This window comes from Brevibacterium limosum (assembly GCF_011617705.1).
In the GTDB taxonomy this organism is placed as follows: Bacteria; Actinomycetota; Actinomycetes; order Actinomycetales; family Brevibacteriaceae; genus Brevibacterium; species Brevibacterium limosum.
Window position 1 is genome coordinate 2,100,314 of the sequence record NZ_CP050154.1, and the last position, 16,919, is coordinate 2,117,232.

The window sequence follows — 16,919 nt, forward strand, 5'->3', positions numbered from 1 at the left end:
GAGAATAGACGGGGAATTCAATGACCTCGAAAGAGCACTCCGGCGGCGGCAGCCAGCTCGAGGAGTTGAACGGGTTCACTAACCCTGGGTTGCCCGAGCACAAACCGCGCCTTGCCGACTCGGATCCTCGCGCCGAGAAGATCGCCGAACGACAGGTGGCAGCCTGGTTCATCCTTTCGATGATCGGAACCATCTGGTTCATCGTGGCGTACTTCCTGTTCACCCCCGGCGAATCGATGCAGAGCATCCGCCTCCACAACATGTTCGTCGGTCTAGGTGCCGCTGTCGCGATGTTCTCCATCGGATTCGGTGCCGTGCTCTGGGCCAAGAATCTCATGAGCGATCACGAGGGCATCGACGAACGCCACGACATCGGCGGCAGCGAAGAGGACCAAGCTATTGCGCTCGAGATCCTCCACCAAGCCAAGGAGGAGTCTGGCATCGCCCGTCGTCCCCTGCTGCGCAACACGCTCATCGCCGCACTGGCGATCGCACCGCTGCCCGCGGTCCTCGTCTTCCGAGACTTGGGTCCGCTGCCGGGCGACAAGATGTTCAACACGCTGTGGCAGAAGGGCACACGCCTCATTCGTGATGTCGGCGGAATCCCTTCGGTTGACTCGGAGCGCCCGATCAAGGCAGACGAAGTCACGATCGGTTCGGCCTACCACGTCCTGCCTTCGGGCATCGGCGATGAGGAGGCGGCCGAGCACCCGCTGAACGAGAAGGCCAAAGCCGCTGTGCTGCTCATGCGCATCGATCCCAAGCAGCTCAAAGAAGATCCGGACCGCAAGGACTGGTCGCACGACGGAATCGTCGCCTACTCGAAGATCTGCACGCATGTCGGTTGCCCGGTGGCACTGTACGAGCACCAAACGCACCACCTTCTGTGCCCCTGCCACCAGTCGACGTTTGACGTGACGGAACACTGCAAGGTCATCTTCGGACCGGCCAAACGACCGCTTCCTCAGCTGCCTATCACAGTGGACAGCGAAGGCTACCTGGTTGCCCAGTCGGACTTCCCTGAGCCTGTCGGACCTACGTTCTGGGAGATCAACAACCGATGAGAACTACTCAGCCAACCACCACCATCGGGAAGGCCGCAAGCTTCGCCGAATCCCGCGTCGGGGCATCGGTCCTCGTCCGCGAGTTCGGTCGCAAGATCTTCCCTTCTCACTGGTCATTCATGCTCGGCGAGGTCGCTCTATACAGCTTCATCATCGTCGTATTGTCCGGAACGTTCCTTACGTTCTTCTTTCAGCCCGCCATGGGCGAGCTGCGCTACGAAGGACCTTGGCTTCCGCTACGGGGTGTCGAGATCTCCGAGGCCTACGATTCCACGCTAGCGATCTCATTGGAGATACGCGGTGGTCTGTTCATCCGACAGATGCACCACTGGGGCGCCCTGTTGTTCGTCGCTGCATTGAGCGTTCATATGCTTCGCGTGTTCTTCACTGGAGCATTCCGCCGTCCTCGCGAACTCAACTGGATCGTCGGTGTTCTGCTCGTCATCATGGGTATGGCTGCCGGCTTCACCGGATATTCTCTCCCTGATGATCTCCTATCCGGCAACGGCCTACGAATCATCGACGGCATCCTCAAGTCGCTGCCGCTCGTCGGAACCTACATCTCGTTCTTCCTCTTCGGCGGCGAGTTCCCGGGCATCGACATCGTGGCCCGTCTGTACACCCTGCACATCATGATCGTGCCGGCCCTGCTGATCGCTCTCATCGGCATACACCTGATGTTCGTTGTCGTGCACAAACACACCCAGTACCCGGGAGCGGGAAACACCGAGAAGAATGTGGTCGGAGAACCGGTCCTGCCTACCTTCGCGGCGAAGGGTGGAGGATTCTTCTTCCTCATCTTCGGTCTGCTCTCGCTTATCTCGGCTCTGTTCACGATCAACCCGATCTGGAACTACGGTCCCTACGACCCTTCACCGGTCTCGGCCGGCACCCAACCTGACTGGTACATCGGTTGGGCGGACGGATTCCTTCGTATCGTTCCGGGCTGGTTCGAGTTCTATATCTTCGGATGGCCGATCTCGCTCAACATCAACAGCGCCGTGATCGTCATGGGCGGCGTGTTCGCAGTCATGTTCATCTACCCGTTCTTCGAGGCATGGCTGCAGAAGGATCATCGGGAACACCACATCCTCGATCGTCCCCGTAACAATCCAACTCGTACCGCCATCGGCGTTGCAGGAATCATCTTCTACTGCAACATGTGGGCGGCTGCATCGGGTGACATCATTGCAGTGTTCTTTCAGATGTCGCTCAACGACATGATCTACATCTTCCGATTCCTATTCTTCTTCGGACCGATCATCGGTTACATCATTACCAAACGTATGTGTCTCGCGCTTCAGCGCAAGGACCGTGAGATCGCTCTGCACGGACGGGAGACAGCCCAGATCATTCGTCTGCCCCACGGTGAGTTCCTTGAACGCCACGAGGCTCTTCCTCCGCATAAACTGTGGAAGCTTACGGCGTTCGAATCTCCGAGTTACATCCCTGCGGAGCCGAATGCAGAGGGCAAGATCACTGGAACAGAGAAGCTGCGTGCGCGACTCTCTCGGTTCTTCTTTGAAGACCGTGTGGCTCCGGTGACGAAGCAGGAGCTCGAAGCTCCTCACCACAACAACGCTGCCCTCGAGGGTTCGGACAACAAACAGCTCGGACACTGATCGGTCCTTTGATCAGTGTTTCAGGGGCTCAGCGGTTCAACTGCTGAGCCCCTTTCTCTATTCGTTCCTTCGTTGAACCAGGGCATTCCGTGCTCCGGCTTTACCCCCAGAAGGGCGCTACCCGGCTATTCTGTCTCGCCTGCAGTAGGCCAGTCACAGTCTGTTCGGTACATGATAGGCGCACCAACAGTGCTCGTGCCCAACTCAATTCCCGCTCCGCTCGCTGCATTCCACAATCTGCAACGTTAGGTTCCTCAGACTTGGTGCCTAACGGCTGCCCACCCTGTCAATGCATTCTGAGGAACGCGCAGAGACATGCCATGTGCTCCGCCGCGTCTATGTCCTCGGTTCTTCATAGCCCTCACGATCGGTCCGGCCTCGGAGATCCTGATCTGTCTGGAAGAACTCAACCTATCTTCTGTTCCGATTTCATTATGGTTCAGGAATGGACGAATCTGTGGAAGGTGCCTATTTCGAGATTCGGTCGAGTTCCTCCGCAGAAGACATTCCGAACCTCGCTTCAGAGCTTCGGCAGCTATCTCAGCGCCGCCCAACTCGGTCCGCAACCTACGGTTCTCTGCTCTCAACACGACCGATTCGGGTAAGCTGATGAGTCACCCCGGAGATAATCGAGGCTGGCAGATATCGAAGCCATTGCATGCCGAGGTGACTCTTGGCACCCTGCACACGCGGGTCTGCCAGCGTCGAAGAACCGGCAGCGGCCTGTCCGGACCGGAGCATCGCTCGAATGGCGTGGTCCAATATCGGGTGATTCGAATTACGGGGCCTCGGCCGACTAAGATTCCGTCACGACTGCCGGGTCCAGGGGTGATTCAAACGGTAACGTTTTCGCCGAGATACTGAACTCACTTTACAAAGTCGACCAGATCCGGAGCAGAGTTTCGTGTATTGGCATTGATGCTATCGAGATCGCCAAAGCGTTGTAGATGGACAGTCTCACCTCGTACAGTTCACAAAGAGCACTCGGCGGGGCCAATCCCTATGACTTTCGAGTAGGACTATGTCGTTTCGATGCCACGGGCTTCGCAACGCGAGCGCGGACCGATGTACTTCAGGTGGAAAAGACGCCATCGACCGCGGAGGCTAGGCAATCCGCGCGGACGTAGCGGTCGACGATGACTGCGAGTTACTGCCGATCAGTCAGCTTGCTGCCGAGAGACCGTATCGGCTTGCCGCCGCTGCGTGTGAGCTTCAGAAGTCAACCGATTCAGTGTTGCTTGTGCAATCTGTCATGATCGTTCAGACTCAAGAGATACTCATTGTAAGAATCCATTGCCGCGTCCTCGCTGGACTGTTTGATTTTGTGTGATTTCTGTTCCTGCGCAAACCAGCGAGCCAGGCAGATAATCAGCACAAGGAACAATGGCATTTCGGCGTAAGTCCACAGAAGCGCACCAGCAACTGCTTGGTCGTACACGGGATCGATTCCATTAGTCGCCACTGCATACTGATCGAATATGGGCCGTCCGATTCGCAGGAAGGTCAGTCCGAGTACGGCGTGAATCTGAAGTTCGATTGCAATGTCAATGAATCGAGAGGGGAAGGATTGCACTCGAGGCAGCGGATCAACCGACCAAAGTGGAACAGCGGCGAGGATTCCGCCGAAAAGGAACATCGCCAGAAGAGCGTCCATTCCAGCGCGCGTCGACACGAATGTGCTGACCGCGTCGCTCAGGTACAGAGCGGGAAATGCCAGAAGCGCTATAACGATTGGCACTGCGGGATGGAGCAAACTGCTTGTCCATTTCGAACGTAGGCCGCCGATCCCCACCCGGAGGATGAAACTGCCGAATCTACCGTGTGGCATCGACCGAAGGAGCAGCACACCGGGAGCTCCGGTAAGCAGAAGCGGGGGGACCATAGTCATTAAGGTGATCTGCTGAAACATCAGTGCGGTCAGCGAATGCGGCGCAGCTGCGTTCACTCCCAAAGTCGCTACTAGGAATGCGATAACGCAACCCAAGACAAAGGAAAGCACGCGGGCCGGATTCCAAAATCGACGTTGAGACCACAGCCTGAATGTACCTGCCAGATAGAGCGCACACAGAACCGCGGAAAGAGCAGCGATGATCCATGACGCAGAAGTGAAGTCGAAACGGAGCCAAAGCGGCACCTGTTGCACCAAGTCAGCAGCGTCGTTCACTGTTCCTCGTCTTTCAATTGGCCCTGGTGATGCCAGTATAGGCTCAACCAAGTCGAACTCAGAAATCAGGTACAGAAACATAGCCGACACAGTGAAGCCACGAAAAGGACTTATCTGTCATGCCCCAAAAGAAGTACCCATAAGGCTTCGTAAGAGAGCAGACCGCAGCATGGTCCTTCTCGAAACCGACCCTGTTGCCCGACGCGGCAGCGTCTGCCATATCGACGAACAGCTCTCTACACGATCCCGGAATTGTTCTCCGGTGCCGATCGAACGACTGTCGAGAGACCTCGGACTGCACCGTATAGGGCCGTCCACGGCTTCGAACACCGAGAGGTCAGAGCAGTGTGACCGATTGCATTGATCGGTACTTCGCCACTTTCGCTACTGACCGGTGGTAGGAGCCTGACATCACCTATGTGCACGCATCCGCCGGGTGGGTCTACTTCGCGTTCGTCACCGACATGTTCGATCGCGAGATCGTCGGCTGGCAGGAATCGAGGTCAGTGCACACCGAGTCGGCTCCTGATGCCCTGCAGAAGGGGATCTATCAGAGTCGAGGTCCCAGTGGCGACCTGTGCGGGCTGGTACAGCACTCGGATCGCGGAGGCCAGTATCGGGCAATCCGCCATGACGATGCCCTGACCGAACAACTCGCCGTCGCGTCTGCCGGATCGAGGGGCGATTCAGACGATAGCGTCTTGCGAAGCCTCGAACTCGCTGTATAGGCTGAGTGGATACGGAATAGCAACCCGTGGAAAGGCATTGATCATGTCGGGCTCGCCACGGCGGAGCGGGCGCACTGGTCCACCACCTATTGACCACACGGTGCGCTAGGAGCAGCGACTCCCACAGCGTTCCGAGCTGACCCTCACAGCACGATGCCACGGACCGCGTAACTCGTGTGAGAGTCATGAACTCCAAGTAGAAGACTCTCCATCAAACCTGGGGCTAGACAAACTCGTCGGCGCAGATGTAGCAGTCGCGGGGCGAAATCCTGGCATCCATCGAGGAACTGGTCCAGTCGCATCCGCGTTTCGAGCTCCAAACGTCGATGCCGGCGGACGGCGTCAGGGCTACTGCGAGGATTCTGACCGAGATCGTGGGTAAGGACTTCGAATCAGCCGGACACCTATCATCGTATGCCGGACTGGCACCGACTTCGCAGCGGTCAGGGGCCGCGGCGACCATACGTCCCGCTGGACCAACAAGTTCCCCAAACGAGCCTTGTTCCTGTCCGCGTTCGCGGCACTGAATGACCCGTTGTCGACGGCGTCTACCTCCACACCCCCGAGGCGGTGCCAGCTGCCTGAGCAGTCCTGTCGCGAGGTACCTGATCAATTCGGGAGTAGGACCCCGATCCGATTACCCCTGCCATCGAGTCCGACTCGAAACTTTCGAAGAATCACACCGATGCCTCATGAATCAAGGCATAGGGGCACCTCCACAAAAGCGTGGACCTCGAAGACTGTACAGCCCGCGCGCCTTAGTCTCAACCCCTGAAGAAGCGAGAAGCCTGTCGATTCCGGAGCGAAAGGCACCGTGGCCCGAACTCTATGCAAGTTCGGGCCACGTGGGCGAATCAATTGTCAGTTGTTTCCGTTCACGGCGACAACTTCAGTGAGCGAAGTCACCGCGGTCATGTTCGTAGGTGAGACCGACAAGCGCGACGATGCCGAGCACGACACCGAACGGGAAGATCCACCAGCCCATCGCGATTCCGTAGAACGAGACGGCGGCAGCTCCCGCGCTGACGATCGGCCACCAGCTCCACGGGCTGAAGAACCCGTAGTCGGCGTCGGCCTCGGAGATCTCGGCGTCGTCGTTGTCCTGAGGCTGGCGCCCGACGCGACGGTCCGTCAACCAGAGGTAGACACCGATCATCAGGGCCATCAGACCGACGAGGAGCAGCGCCGGGAATCCGACGAGTTCGGTGAAGTCGGTGAAGACGCCGTAGAAGATCCCGACCGCGATGAAGAACAGACCGCAGATGTTGAAGACGTAGATCGATGACTTCATTTGGCGTTGTCTCCTGTGAGCTGGGGTTCTGCATGACCGTTCCCGCTGTACTCAAGCAACTCGGGGTGATTGAGGTCGAAGGCAGGCCGTTCAGAACGAATTCGGGGCAATGAGGTGAAGTTATGCCGCGGGGGCGGACAAGAGGTGGCCCACTCCAGGGATCCGCCATAGCCCCACGGATCATCGACTGTAACCTTCGGAGCGTTGCGATGGGTGATCCAGACATTCCAGAAGAATGGGACCATAGACAGACCCAACAGCAGCGAACCGACCGTCGATACCTGATTCATCCATGTGAAGCCGTCCTGCGGAAGGTAATCGGCATAGCGACGCGGCATACCGTCGGCGCCCAGCCAGTGCTGCACGAGGAAAGTTGCGTGGAATCCGATGAACAGCATCCAGAAATGAATGTGACCAAGCTTTTCGTTGAGCATTTTGCCCGTCCACTTCGGCCACCAGAAGTAGAAGCCTGCGAACATCGCGAACACGACGGTGCCGAATACGACGTAGTGGAAGTGAGCAACGACGAAATAGGTGTCGGAGACCTGCTGGTCGAGCGCAGGACTCGCCAGAATGACGCCGGTGAGTCCGCCGAAGAGGAAGGTAGCCATGAAGCCGATAGACCACACGATCGGAGTTTCGAATGTGATCGAACCCCGCCACATTGTGCCGATCCAGTTGAAGAACTTCACCCCTGTCGGGATAGCGATAAGCATTGTCATAAAGGCGAAGAACGGCAATGCGACAACACCTGTGACATACATATGGTGAGCCCAGACTGTCACAGAAAGAGCCGCGATGGTGATGGTCGCGAAGACGAGCTCCTTGTACCCGAAGACCGGCTTTCGGCTGAACACCGGGAAGATTTCGGTCACGATACCGAAGAACGGCAACGCGATGATGTATACCTCCGGGTGGCCGAAGAACCAGAACAGGTGCTGCCAAAGTATCGGCCCACCGTTTCCGGGACTGAAGACATTCGATCCCAGAATCCTGTCTGAAGCGAGCACCAGCAACGCGGCTGCCAGGGGCTGGAAAGCCATGAGCACGAGAATCGCGGTGATGAGTACGTTCCAGCAGAAAATCGGCATGCGGAACATCGTCATACCCGGAGCACGCATCGTAATGATAGTGGCGATGAAGTTGACCGATCCGAGGATCGTTCCGAACCCTTGCAACGCAAGTCCGAGAACCCACAAGTTGCCGCCGGCTCCTGGAGTGAAGGTCGTATTGCTCAGGGGCGCATAGGCCGTCCAGCCGAATGATGCCGCACCCTGCGGCGTGAGGAACCCGGAGAGAGCCACGAGGCTGCCGAAGAGGAACATCCAGAATGCGAAGGCATTCAAGCGTGGGAACGCCACATCCGGGGCGCCGATCTGCAACGGCATGATGACGTTGGCGAAGCCGGCGAACAGCGGTGTGGCGAACATCAGAAGCATCAGGGTGCCGTGCATGGTGAACAGCTGGTTGTACTGTTCTTTGGTTTCCACGATCTGCATACCGGGCTCAAAGAGCTCGAGGCGGATGATGAGCGCCATCACCCCGCCGACGCAGAAGAAGAAGAACGAACCGATGAGGTACATGTACCCGATCGTCTTATGGTCAGTCGACGTGATCCAGTCGACGATGATCCGGCCCTTGCTCCGGGGCACAGCCGGAACGTCAAGCGCCGCTTGATTCATCGTGGCAGTCATTTCTCAGCACCTTCTTTCGGGTACCAGTTGCGATCGTACTCCGAACCCAGCTGGCCTGTGTTGCCCTGATCGGCAAGCGACTGTGTGTACTCCTGGTACTCCGCCTTGGATACGACCTTCACATTGAACAGCATCTCCGAGTGGTACTCACCGCACAGTTCGGCACACTTGCCGACGTACTCGCCTTCCTTCTCCGCACGCAAGTGCAGACTCTGGTCGCGCCCGGGAATCATATCGCGCTTCTCGAGGAACGCAGGAACCCAGAAAGAGTGAATGACATCACGAGAATGCAGGCGGATCTCCAGGTCGGTGTCGACGGGAAGATATAGGGTCGGCACCTTTTTTGCTGGCTCCGGAGTGCCATCGAGTTCGACCTGTTTGCTGCCGTAGTAGACGTTCTCGGTCTCGTAGTTGAAATCCCACGCCCACTGCTTGGCAGCGACTTCGATGACCTGCTCACCGGGAGTCCTGTCGTCGACGGTCTTTTCCATAACCTGGACGTTCTGGAAGAAGAATCCGAGCACGAGAATGATCGGAGTCACAGTGAAGAGGATTTCAATCGGCATGCTGTAGCGCAACTGCACTGGCAGTCCACGATCATTCTTGCGGCGGCGATAGGCGACCATCGCCCACAGCATGAGGCCCCACACGATGATTCCGACGATGAGAAGCGCGATCCAACCGCCGTTCCACAGCGCTGTATAGGCGTCCGTGTGGTTCGTAGCGCCTTTCGATTCGACGGGGAAAAATCCCGTGGCGATCTGCTCTTTGGTGCAACCCGATAGCAGTACCGGTATCAATACTGCGCTCAGAATGCCGAGCCGCTTCGCCCAGGACCGCTGCGGTCCTGACTGATTCGGAGAATCCACGTGCAGCCTTTCACAACGTTCTGCGTCTCCAGGTCAGACCGAGAGACGTGTACTTACTCTGTCACCTACAAGACTACCGCTACACGCGGTAGAAATTCACCTGCAGATGTTCATTTGTTGAGAATATCCTGACAGATGCGGCCCCTGAGCGCGGAATCTAGGTGCGCGGAGTATTCGAGGCCGCTGATCTCCGACACGCCGAGCGTGGACAAATGTGATGTCTGCCACTGAGTGTCAATGAGCCAGCCCCCCGGTCCGGTGTCCTCATCCGCCGAGTTCGCCCCGCGATGTCGGCTGTCGACGTCGACGCCGTCGAAGAGTCCGACGAGGTGGGCCAGCGCGGCCTTCGAGGCGTCCCGCTGAGTGTGAAACATCGATTCGCCGGCGAAGAACGAACCGATGGCGACTCCGTAGAGTCCGCCGACGAGCTCATCGTCGTTCCAGACTTCGACCGAATGCGCCCACCCGTCGTCGTGGAGGCCCTGGTAGAGCTCGATCATCTCCTCGGTGATCCAGCTGCCCGTCCGCGCTGGGTCGGCACACGAGCGGATGACGTGCATGAAGGCGCGGTTGGTGGTGAAGGTGAAGTGCTTCATCGATTTGCGCAGGCTCTTCGTCACGCGCAGGTCACCGGGAAACAGAACTCCACGTCGTCGTGGCGCCCACCATCCCATCCGACCGGTGCCCCCGTGGCCGACCCCCATGGGGAAGAGTCCGGCCCGATACGACAAAAGGACCTGGGGCTGCGTTGCCGTATATGACACGGCACGCAGATCCTCCAGGTCCATGAGAAGCGCTCCTCCTCAGCCGAGGCTGATCAGTGGAACGAGTCTCCGCAGGCGCAGGATCCGCCGGCGTTGGGGTTGTCGATGGTGAAGCCCTGCTTCTCGATGGTGTCGGAGAAGTCGATGGTCGAACCGCTGAGGTAGGGAACGCTCATCCGGTCGACGATGACCTCGACGCCGTCGAAGTCGCGGACTGCGTCTCCGTCGAGGAAACGCTCATCGAAATAGAGCTGATAGATCAGTCCGGAACATCCGCCGGGCTGGACAGCCACGCGCAGGCGCAGGTCGTCACGACCTTCCTGTTCCAGCAGGCTGCGGACCTTGTCGGCAGCGGTCGACGACAGCTCCACCTCGTGGGTGGCTTCTGCTTTTTCGGTCACAGTCATGGTTACTCCTTTTCGCGTTCCTGTCCCCAGGCTACACCGGTGACAACGTCGGTGCCCGGCAAGCTATTCCCCGTTCGTGTCATCCTTGGTCGCCGAGGCGCTGCAGCAGCAGTGCTTCGGCGACGATCGCGGCCTTGAAATCGGGCAGGTAGAGCGATTCGTTGGCGCTGTGGGCCCTGGCGTCGGGATCTTCGACGCCCGTGACGAGGATCGATGCGCTGGGAAACACATCGAGCAGATCGGCGATGAAGGGAATCGATCCGCCGATGCCCATCGTCACCGATTCGGTGCCCCATGCGTCGGTGAGCGCCTGGCGGGCGGTCCGGACCACGGGGTCGTTCTCGTCGGCCTGCCAGGGGCTTCCGCCCTCGGTCTCACCGATGCTCAGCTGCGCGCCGAAGGGCAGATTCGCGCGCAAGTGCTCTTCGACGGCCTTGACCGCCGAGGCGGGGGTGTCCCCGGGCGCGAGTCGGATCGAGAGCTTGGCCTTCAGTGAGGACTGCAGGGTATTCGAGGAGACCGCCACATCGGGAATGTCGAGGCCGATGACGGTGATCGACGGCTGGGTCCACAGACGGGAGGCCAAGGTGCCTGCGCCGATGAGCTCGGTCTCCGCGAGCACTCCGGAGTCGGTGCGCAGAGTCGCCTCGTCGTAGTCGATGGACGTCTCCGCGCTCGAGTGCAGGCCGGCGACAGCAACGGAGCCGTTGTCGTCGTGGAGGGTGGCCAGCAGCTTCGTCATCGCGAGCATCGCATCCGGTGCCACTCCCCCGTACATTCCCGAGTGCACGGCGTGGTCGAGCGTGGAGACCTCGAATTCGACGGCGCACATTCCGCGCAGACTCGTCGTCAGGGCCGGAGTGCCCGCGGCCCAGTTGCCCGAATCGGCGACGACGATGACATCGGCACGCAGACGGTCCCGGTAGGTCTCGAGGAAATTGCGGAAGCTCGGGCTGCCAGCTTCTTCCTCGCCTTCGAAGAAGAGCGTCACACCCACACCGAGGCGGTCGGCCAGCAGCCGCAGAGCCGTGAGATGGACCATGATCCCCGCCTTGTCGTCGGCGGCTCCACGGCCGAAGAGACGGTCGCCCTTCCGGGTGGCGACGAAGGGTTCGGTGTCCCAATCCTCGGCGCGTCCGGGCGGCTGCACGTCGTGATGGGCGTAGAGGAGGACGGTCGGGGCGCCTTCGGGCGCCGGCACGGAGGCCACGACGGCCGGGTATCCAGGGGTTCCGTCGGGCTGGTCGGCGCTGAGGATGTCGACGTCGAGGCCGAGGTCGCTGGCCAAGCCGGCGACCGCCTCGGCGCTGGCCGTGACATTCGCGGCGTCGAAGCTCGGCCAGGCGACGGAGGGAATGGCTACGAGATCCGTGAGATTGCCGAGGACCTCCTCGAAGATGGCGTCCAGTTCGGCATGCAATTGTGCACTGTCAAGTGCTGAAGTCGATTCGCTCATTCTCCAAAGGTAGTATTCATCTCGTGTTCGGAAGCAAAAAATCTCGCGCGGAGGACGAAACCTCTGCCTCTCAGCCAGTCCATGACGACCTCTCCGCAGAAGCCGACGCCCGTCGCGATGCGGAAGCGAAGAAGGGACGGCCCACGCCCAAGCGCAGCCAACAGGAGTCTGCGCGCCGTCAGCCCTTGGTGAACAAGGATCGCAAGGTTGCGAACAGACAAGCCAAGGAACAGCAGCGGCAGGAGCGTGATCGCGCGCGCATCGGCATGATGAACGGTGAGGAGAAGTACCTCACCCGCCGTGACAAAGGACCTCAGCGTCGGTACATCCGCGACTACATCGATGCTCGCTTCTCGATCGGCGAGATCTTCATCCCCGCCGCGATCCTCATCCTCGTCATCGCCTTCACCCAGCCGGTGCAGATTCAGCAGTACTTCACCTATGCGGTCTGGGGACTCATCGCGCTGATCGTCCTCGACGGGTTCGTGCTCAACTACATCCTGAAGAACCGACTGCGCAGTAAGTTCGGCGAAGTCGAACGGGGAATCACCTTCTATGCCGTCATGCGAAGCATCCAGCTGCGTCCGCTGCGCATGCCCAAGCCGCAGGTCAAGCGCCGTCAGTACCCCGAGTGAGCAGTCGGCTCGACTCGAGGCCGCGGACGATGCGGCCGGGGAAGAACGGACCGGAGTAGATCATCTCCGAATAGACCTGAACCAGATCGGCGCCCGCGACCACTCGTGCCCGGGCGTCTTTCGCATCCGCGACTCCCCCGACGGAGATGACGGTGAGCTCATCGCCCACATGCTTCTTCACCAGACGCAGCACTTCGAGCGAGCGTTCGGCCACGGGGCGTCCGGAGATTCCACCGGCCTGGCCTTCGGCGAACTTCGCCTCGGCACCGGTCAGCACGGACCGGTCGATCGTCGTGTTGGTCGTGATGAGTCCGTCGACTCCGGTGCGCAGAGCGAGATCGCAGATTTCGACGACATCCTCATCGGCCAGGTCCGGTGCGATCTTGACCAGCAGGGGCACATGTCCCAGCGTCGATCGCGGACTGTCCACCACCTCGGCGGCGGTGTCGCGGACTGCGGTGATGATCGGCTCCAGGCTGCTCGTGGACTGCAGATCCCGCAGACCGGGGGTGTTCGGTGAACTGACATTGATGACGAGATAGTCGGCCAAGGGAGCCAGCGCACGGGTCGAAGAGGCATAGTCGGAAACTGCATCGGCCGCCTCGACGACCTTCGTCTTGCCGATGTTGATGCCCACGATGGGACGCAGCCGCTGCGGGAGGGCGTCGATCTTCGTCCGTTCGGCGGCGATGTTGAACGAAGCCTGCCGGGCTCCGTCATTGTTGAACCCCATCCGGTTGAGAAGGGCGAGGTTCTTCCGCAGACGGAACAGCCGGGGCTGATCATTGCCCGGCTGGGCGTGGGCGGTGATCGTTCCGACCTCGATATGGCCGAAGCCTAGGGAGGACAGTGCGCGGACACCTACTCCGTTCTTATCGAAACCTGCGGCCAGGCCGACCCGATTGGCGAACGGCAGACCCATCACCTCGACCGGTCTGACTGTGCCGCGGGCACAGACGAAGCGGAGCAGTCGTCCGAGCAGAGGCACGGAATCGAGGAACCGCAGAGCGGTGAACGAGAGGTGATGGGCCCGTTCGGCATCCATCGGAACGAAGAGGAGTCTGAAGATCAATGAGTACACGCACTCAAGAATATGTCAGAGTCCCGCAACGCTTCAGCACGTGCTTGCCTCACTCCTTCAGCACGCGGACGTGTTAGGCATTAGGATCGAATCAACGTTCAAAGACGACTGAAAGGGAACTCATGGCTGGTGCAACCACCCTCAGCAGCTACTCCACGACCTCACCGGTGAAGGCCACCGCCTCCGTACTGGTGCTGGCAGCAGCGGACTCGAAGGTCCTCGGGCTCGAAGGCGCAAAGGCGGCGAAGACCGCGCTTGACGCCGCGGCCCAGGCGATCGGGTTCAGCGGAAAGGCCGGATCCACCGCTCGTATTCCCGCTCCGAAGGGTATCGCCGCCGACTCCGTCCTGCTCGTCGGACTCGGCGACTTCGATCCCGATGACTCCGATGTCGCCGCAACCGCTGAATCGCTGCGTCGCGGCGCTGGGGCGGCGCTGCGCGTACTCGACGGTGTCGAGTCGATCGCTCTGGCCCTGCCCGCCACTACTCCGGCCGAAGTCGAAGCGGTCACAGTCGGCGCCGGACTCGGCGCCTACCGGTTCCTCGACTACCGCAGCGAAGACAGGACGCCGGGAGCCATCACCGTCATCGGCTCCAAGGGCAAGACCTTCACCGCCGCCCATGACGCCGGCGAAGTCATCGCCGCAGCGACGAACAGGGCACGCGACCTCGTCAACACTCCCCCGCTCGATCTCTACCCCGAGTCCTACGCAGAGATCGTCAAGGACCAGGCCAAGGACCGCAAGCTCAAGGTCACCGTCCTCGGCGAGAAGGAGCTCAAGGCCGGAAGCTACGGAGGAATCATCGGCGTCGGCCAGGGTTCGACCCGCGGGCCCCGCCTCGTCAAGGTCGAATACGCGCCACGCGGAGCCAAGCGCCATCTCAGCTTCGTCGGCAAGGGCATCACCTTCGACTCCGGCGGCATCTCACTCAAGCCCGCGAAGAGCATGGAGGACATGAAGTCCGATATGGCCGGTTCCGCGGCCGTCGTGCAGGCGCTCTTCGGCATCGCCGACCTCAAGCTCCCGGTGCGGGTCACCGCGTGGCTGCCGATGGCCGAGAACATGCCCGGGTCTTCGGCACAGCGCCCCAGCGATGTACTGAAGATGCGCAGCGGCAAGACCGTCGAGGTCACGAACACCGATGCCGAAGGCCGACTCGTCCTCGCCGATGCGCTCACCGACGCCGGGGAGGAGAACCCGGACCTGCTCATCGACGTAGCCACACTCACCGGCGCTCAGATCGTCGCACTCGGCGAACGCACCTCCGGAGTCATGGGCTCCGAGGCCGCACGGGCAGAGGTCATCGCCTCGGCGTCCGTGGCCGGTGAACAGATGTGGGCGATGCCGATCCCCGAGGAGATGCTCTCCGGATTCGACTCCACCGCCGCCGATCTCACGAACTCAGGACCGCGCCCCGGCGGCATGCTCGCCGCTGCGGCGTTCCTGCGTGAGTTCGTCGGAGAGGATGCGAACTGGGCGCATATCGACATCGCCGGACCGAGCTTCAACGGGTCAGCACCCTTCGGCTACACACCGAAGGCCGCGACCGGAGCCGCGGTGCGCACCCTCATCGAAATCGCGAAGGCGAAGGCCTGAGCCCGGTGGTTCTACACGCTGTCGAGGTGAACGTGATGATGCCCACCTGTGTCCAATCAGACAGCGTTTTTCTTCGCCCCGCGCAAGAAAAGTGGAAAGATAAGACTGAAAGCTGCGTACTGCAGGCTTATTCACAGCTACGAGGAGAAATCCGTGAGTGACGAATTGACCTACGACCTTGTCGTTCTGGGTGGCGGAACCGGTGGCTATGCCGCTGCTCTGCGAGCCGCAGAGCTCGACATGAAGGTCGCTTTGATCGAACGCGACAAGGTGGGAGGCACCTGCCTGCACCGTGGCTGCGTTCCGACGAAGGCTCTTCTGCACGCCGCAGAAGTCGCCGAGACCGCCAAGAACTCCGAGACCTTCGGCATCGAAGCCGAGTTCAAGGGGATCGACATCGCCAAGGTGCTCGAGTACAAGGACGGGGTCATCACCCGCAACTACAAGGGTCTGCAGGGTCTGGTCAAGGCTCGCGGAATCGACACCTACTTCGGCACCGGCAAGCTCGTCGGCAAAGACACTGTCGAGGTCACCGGCGAAGACGGCAACCACACCGTCAAGGGCACGAACGTTCTGCTCTCGACCGGTTCGACATCGAAGACCATCGGACTCGAGGTCACCGACCGCGTGATCACGAGCACCGAGGCTCTCCAGCTCGACAAGGTCCCGAGCTCGGCCATCGTGCTCGGCGGCGGCGTCATCGGCGTCGAGTTCGCCAGCGTCTGGAACTCCTTCGGAGCTGACGTCACGATCGTCGAGGGCCTCAAGCACCTCGTCGCCAACGAGGACGAGACCATCTCGAAGAACCTCGAGCGCGCCTTCAAGAAGCGCAAGATCAAGTTCAAGCTCGGAGTCATGTTCAAGGGCGTCGAAGAGACCGCCGACGGTGTCAAGGTCACCCTCGAAGACGGTTCGACGCTCGAAGCCGAGTACCTCCTCGTGGCCGTCGGCCGCGGTCCGGTCACCGAGGGCTTCGGATTCGAAGAGCAGGGCATCCCGATGGATCGCGGATTCGTCCTGGCCAACGAACGTCTCCACACCGGCGTCGGCAACATCTACGCCTGCGGCGATATCGTCCCCGGACTCCAGCTGGCCCACCGAGCATTCGGTCAGGGCATCTTCATCGCCGAGGAGATCGCCGGCCTCAACCCGGCACCGGTCGTCGAATCCGGCATCCCCCGCGTGACCTACTGCGAACCCGAGATCTTCTCCGTCGGACTCTCCTCGGCACAGGCCGAAGAGAAGTACGGCAAGGATCAGGTCGAAGCACTCGAGTACAACCTCGGCGGCAACGGCAAGTCCGTGATCCTGAACACGACAGGTCTGATCAAGGTCATCCGCGAAAAGGACGGTCCGGTCGTGGGCGTGCACGGAATCGGAGCGCGTCTGTCCGAGCAAGCCGGTGAGGCACAGCTCATCGTCAATTGGGAAGCATTCCCCGAGGAAGTCGCGCAGCTCATCCACGCGCACCCCACGCAGAACGAAGCACTCGGCGAGGCCCACCTGGCCCTGGCCGGAAAACCCCTGCACTTCCACTCATAAGATC

Annotated in this window: 14 protein-coding genes and 1 pseudogene; 7 read left to right on the forward strand and 8 right to left on the reverse strand. The window is 60.4% G+C overall.

Annotated elements, in window-relative coordinates; translation table 11 throughout:
* Positions 1-20 precede the first annotated feature (20 nt).
* The gene (gene qcrA / locus GUY37_RS09365) at positions 21-1,064 is read left to right on the forward strand and encodes a cytochrome bc1 complex Rieske iron-sulfur subunit (RefSeq protein WP_062861641.1); all 1,044 of its coding nucleotides are present in this window, start codon (positions 21-23) and stop codon (positions 1,062-1,064) included.
* Entirely contained in the window at positions 1,061-2,686 is a 1,626-nt protein-coding gene (gene qcrB / locus GUY37_RS09370; RefSeq protein ID WP_062861640.1) for a cytochrome bc1 complex cytochrome b subunit, read from the forward strand. Before qcrA ends, qcrB begins: the two co-directional genes overlap by 4 nt.
* Positions 2,687-3,914: 1,228 nt before the next feature.
* Here qcrB and GUY37_RS09375 read toward each other — a convergent pair.
* Positions 3,915-4,850 (reverse strand): cytochrome c oxidase assembly protein, encoded by a 936-nt coding sequence (locus GUY37_RS09375; protein ID WP_025778321.1) that lies wholly within the window; start codon positions 4,848-4,850, stop codon positions 3,915-3,917.
* Between the two features lie 419 nt (positions 4,851-5,269).
* Between GUY37_RS09375 and GUY37_RS19490 the strand changes: the two genes are divergently transcribed.
* Both GUY37_RS19490 and GUY37_RS19495 read left to right on the forward strand, forming a co-directional pair.
* On the forward strand, positions 5,270-5,578 hold the full coding sequence (locus GUY37_RS19490) for a DDE-type integrase/transposase/recombinase (RefSeq protein ID WP_051505182.1): 309 nt from the start codon (positions 5,270-5,272) through the stop codon (positions 5,576-5,578).
* A gap of 281 nt (positions 5,579-5,859) precedes the next feature.
* Positions 5,860-6,125: pseudogene (locus tag GUY37_RS19495) on the forward strand (transposase); the annotation flags it as partial.
* A 342-nt stretch (positions 6,126-6,467) separates the two neighbouring features.
* On the opposite strand, the gene GUY37_RS09385 reads toward GUY37_RS19495, so the two are convergent.
* From GUY37_RS09385 to GUY37_RS09410, 6 genes are all read right to left on the reverse strand, one after another.
* Complete coding sequence (locus tag GUY37_RS09385; protein ID WP_166824857.1) at positions 6,468-6,869, reverse strand: cytochrome c oxidase subunit 4; 402 nt, start codon at positions 6,867-6,869, stop codon at positions 6,468-6,470.
* A complete protein-coding gene (gene ctaD, locus GUY37_RS09390) occupies positions 6,866-8,563 on the reverse strand; it encodes an aa3-type cytochrome oxidase subunit I (RefSeq protein ID WP_062861637.1) in 1,698 nt (565 codons plus the stop codon). The genes GUY37_RS09385 and ctaD overlap by 4 nt, the downstream gene beginning before the upstream one ends.
* The gene (ctaC, locus tag GUY37_RS09395) at positions 8,560-9,432 is read right to left on the reverse strand and encodes an aa3-type cytochrome oxidase subunit II (protein ID WP_082819349.1); all 873 of its coding nucleotides are present in this window, start codon (positions 9,430-9,432) and stop codon (positions 8,560-8,562) included. Before ctaC ends, ctaD begins: the two co-directional genes overlap by 4 nt.
* Before the next feature lie 110 nt (positions 9,433-9,542).
* The gene (aat, locus tag GUY37_RS09400; RefSeq protein ID WP_062861636.1) at positions 9,543-10,220 is read right to left on the reverse strand and encodes a leucyl/phenylalanyl-tRNA--protein transferase; all 678 of its coding nucleotides are present in this window, start codon (positions 10,218-10,220) and stop codon (positions 9,543-9,545) included.
* Positions 10,221-10,249: 29 nt separating this feature from the next.
* Positions 10,250-10,603, reverse strand: coding sequence for a HesB/IscA family protein (locus GUY37_RS09405; protein WP_025778316.1), 354 nt, complete (start codon positions 10,601-10,603; stop codon positions 10,250-10,252).
* A 79-nt stretch (positions 10,604-10,682) separates the two neighbouring features.
* Entirely contained in the window at positions 10,683-12,059 is a 1,377-nt protein-coding gene (locus GUY37_RS09410; protein WP_166824860.1) for a dipeptidase, read from the reverse strand.
* 23 nt (positions 12,060-12,082) lie between these two features.
* Between GUY37_RS09410 and GUY37_RS09415 the strand changes: the two genes are divergently transcribed.
* Positions 12,083-12,694: a DUF3043 domain-containing protein gene (locus GUY37_RS09415; protein WP_166824864.1), complete on the forward strand. Its 612-nt coding sequence runs from the start codon at positions 12,083-12,085 to the stop codon at positions 12,692-12,694.
* Here the strand turns inward: GUY37_RS09415 and GUY37_RS09420 are convergent.
* On the reverse strand, positions 12,669-13,775 hold the full coding sequence (locus GUY37_RS09420; RefSeq protein ID WP_166824867.1) for a quinone-dependent dihydroorotate dehydrogenase: 1,107 nt from the start codon (positions 13,773-13,775) through the stop codon (positions 12,669-12,671). The two genes, GUY37_RS09415 and GUY37_RS09420, sit on opposite strands and share 26 nt — an antisense overlap.
* A 122-nt stretch (positions 13,776-13,897) precedes the next feature.
* On the opposite strand from GUY37_RS09420, the gene GUY37_RS09425 reads away from it, so the two are divergent.
* A complete protein-coding gene (locus tag GUY37_RS09425) occupies positions 13,898-15,373 on the forward strand; it encodes a leucyl aminopeptidase (RefSeq protein WP_166824870.1) in 1,476 nt (491 codons plus the stop codon).
* Between the two features lie 153 nt (positions 15,374-15,526).
* Entirely contained in the window at positions 15,527-16,915 is a 1,389-nt protein-coding gene (gene lpdA, locus GUY37_RS09430; protein ID WP_166824873.1) for a dihydrolipoyl dehydrogenase, read from the forward strand.
* The last annotated feature ends 4 nt before the right edge of the window (positions 16,916-16,919 follow it).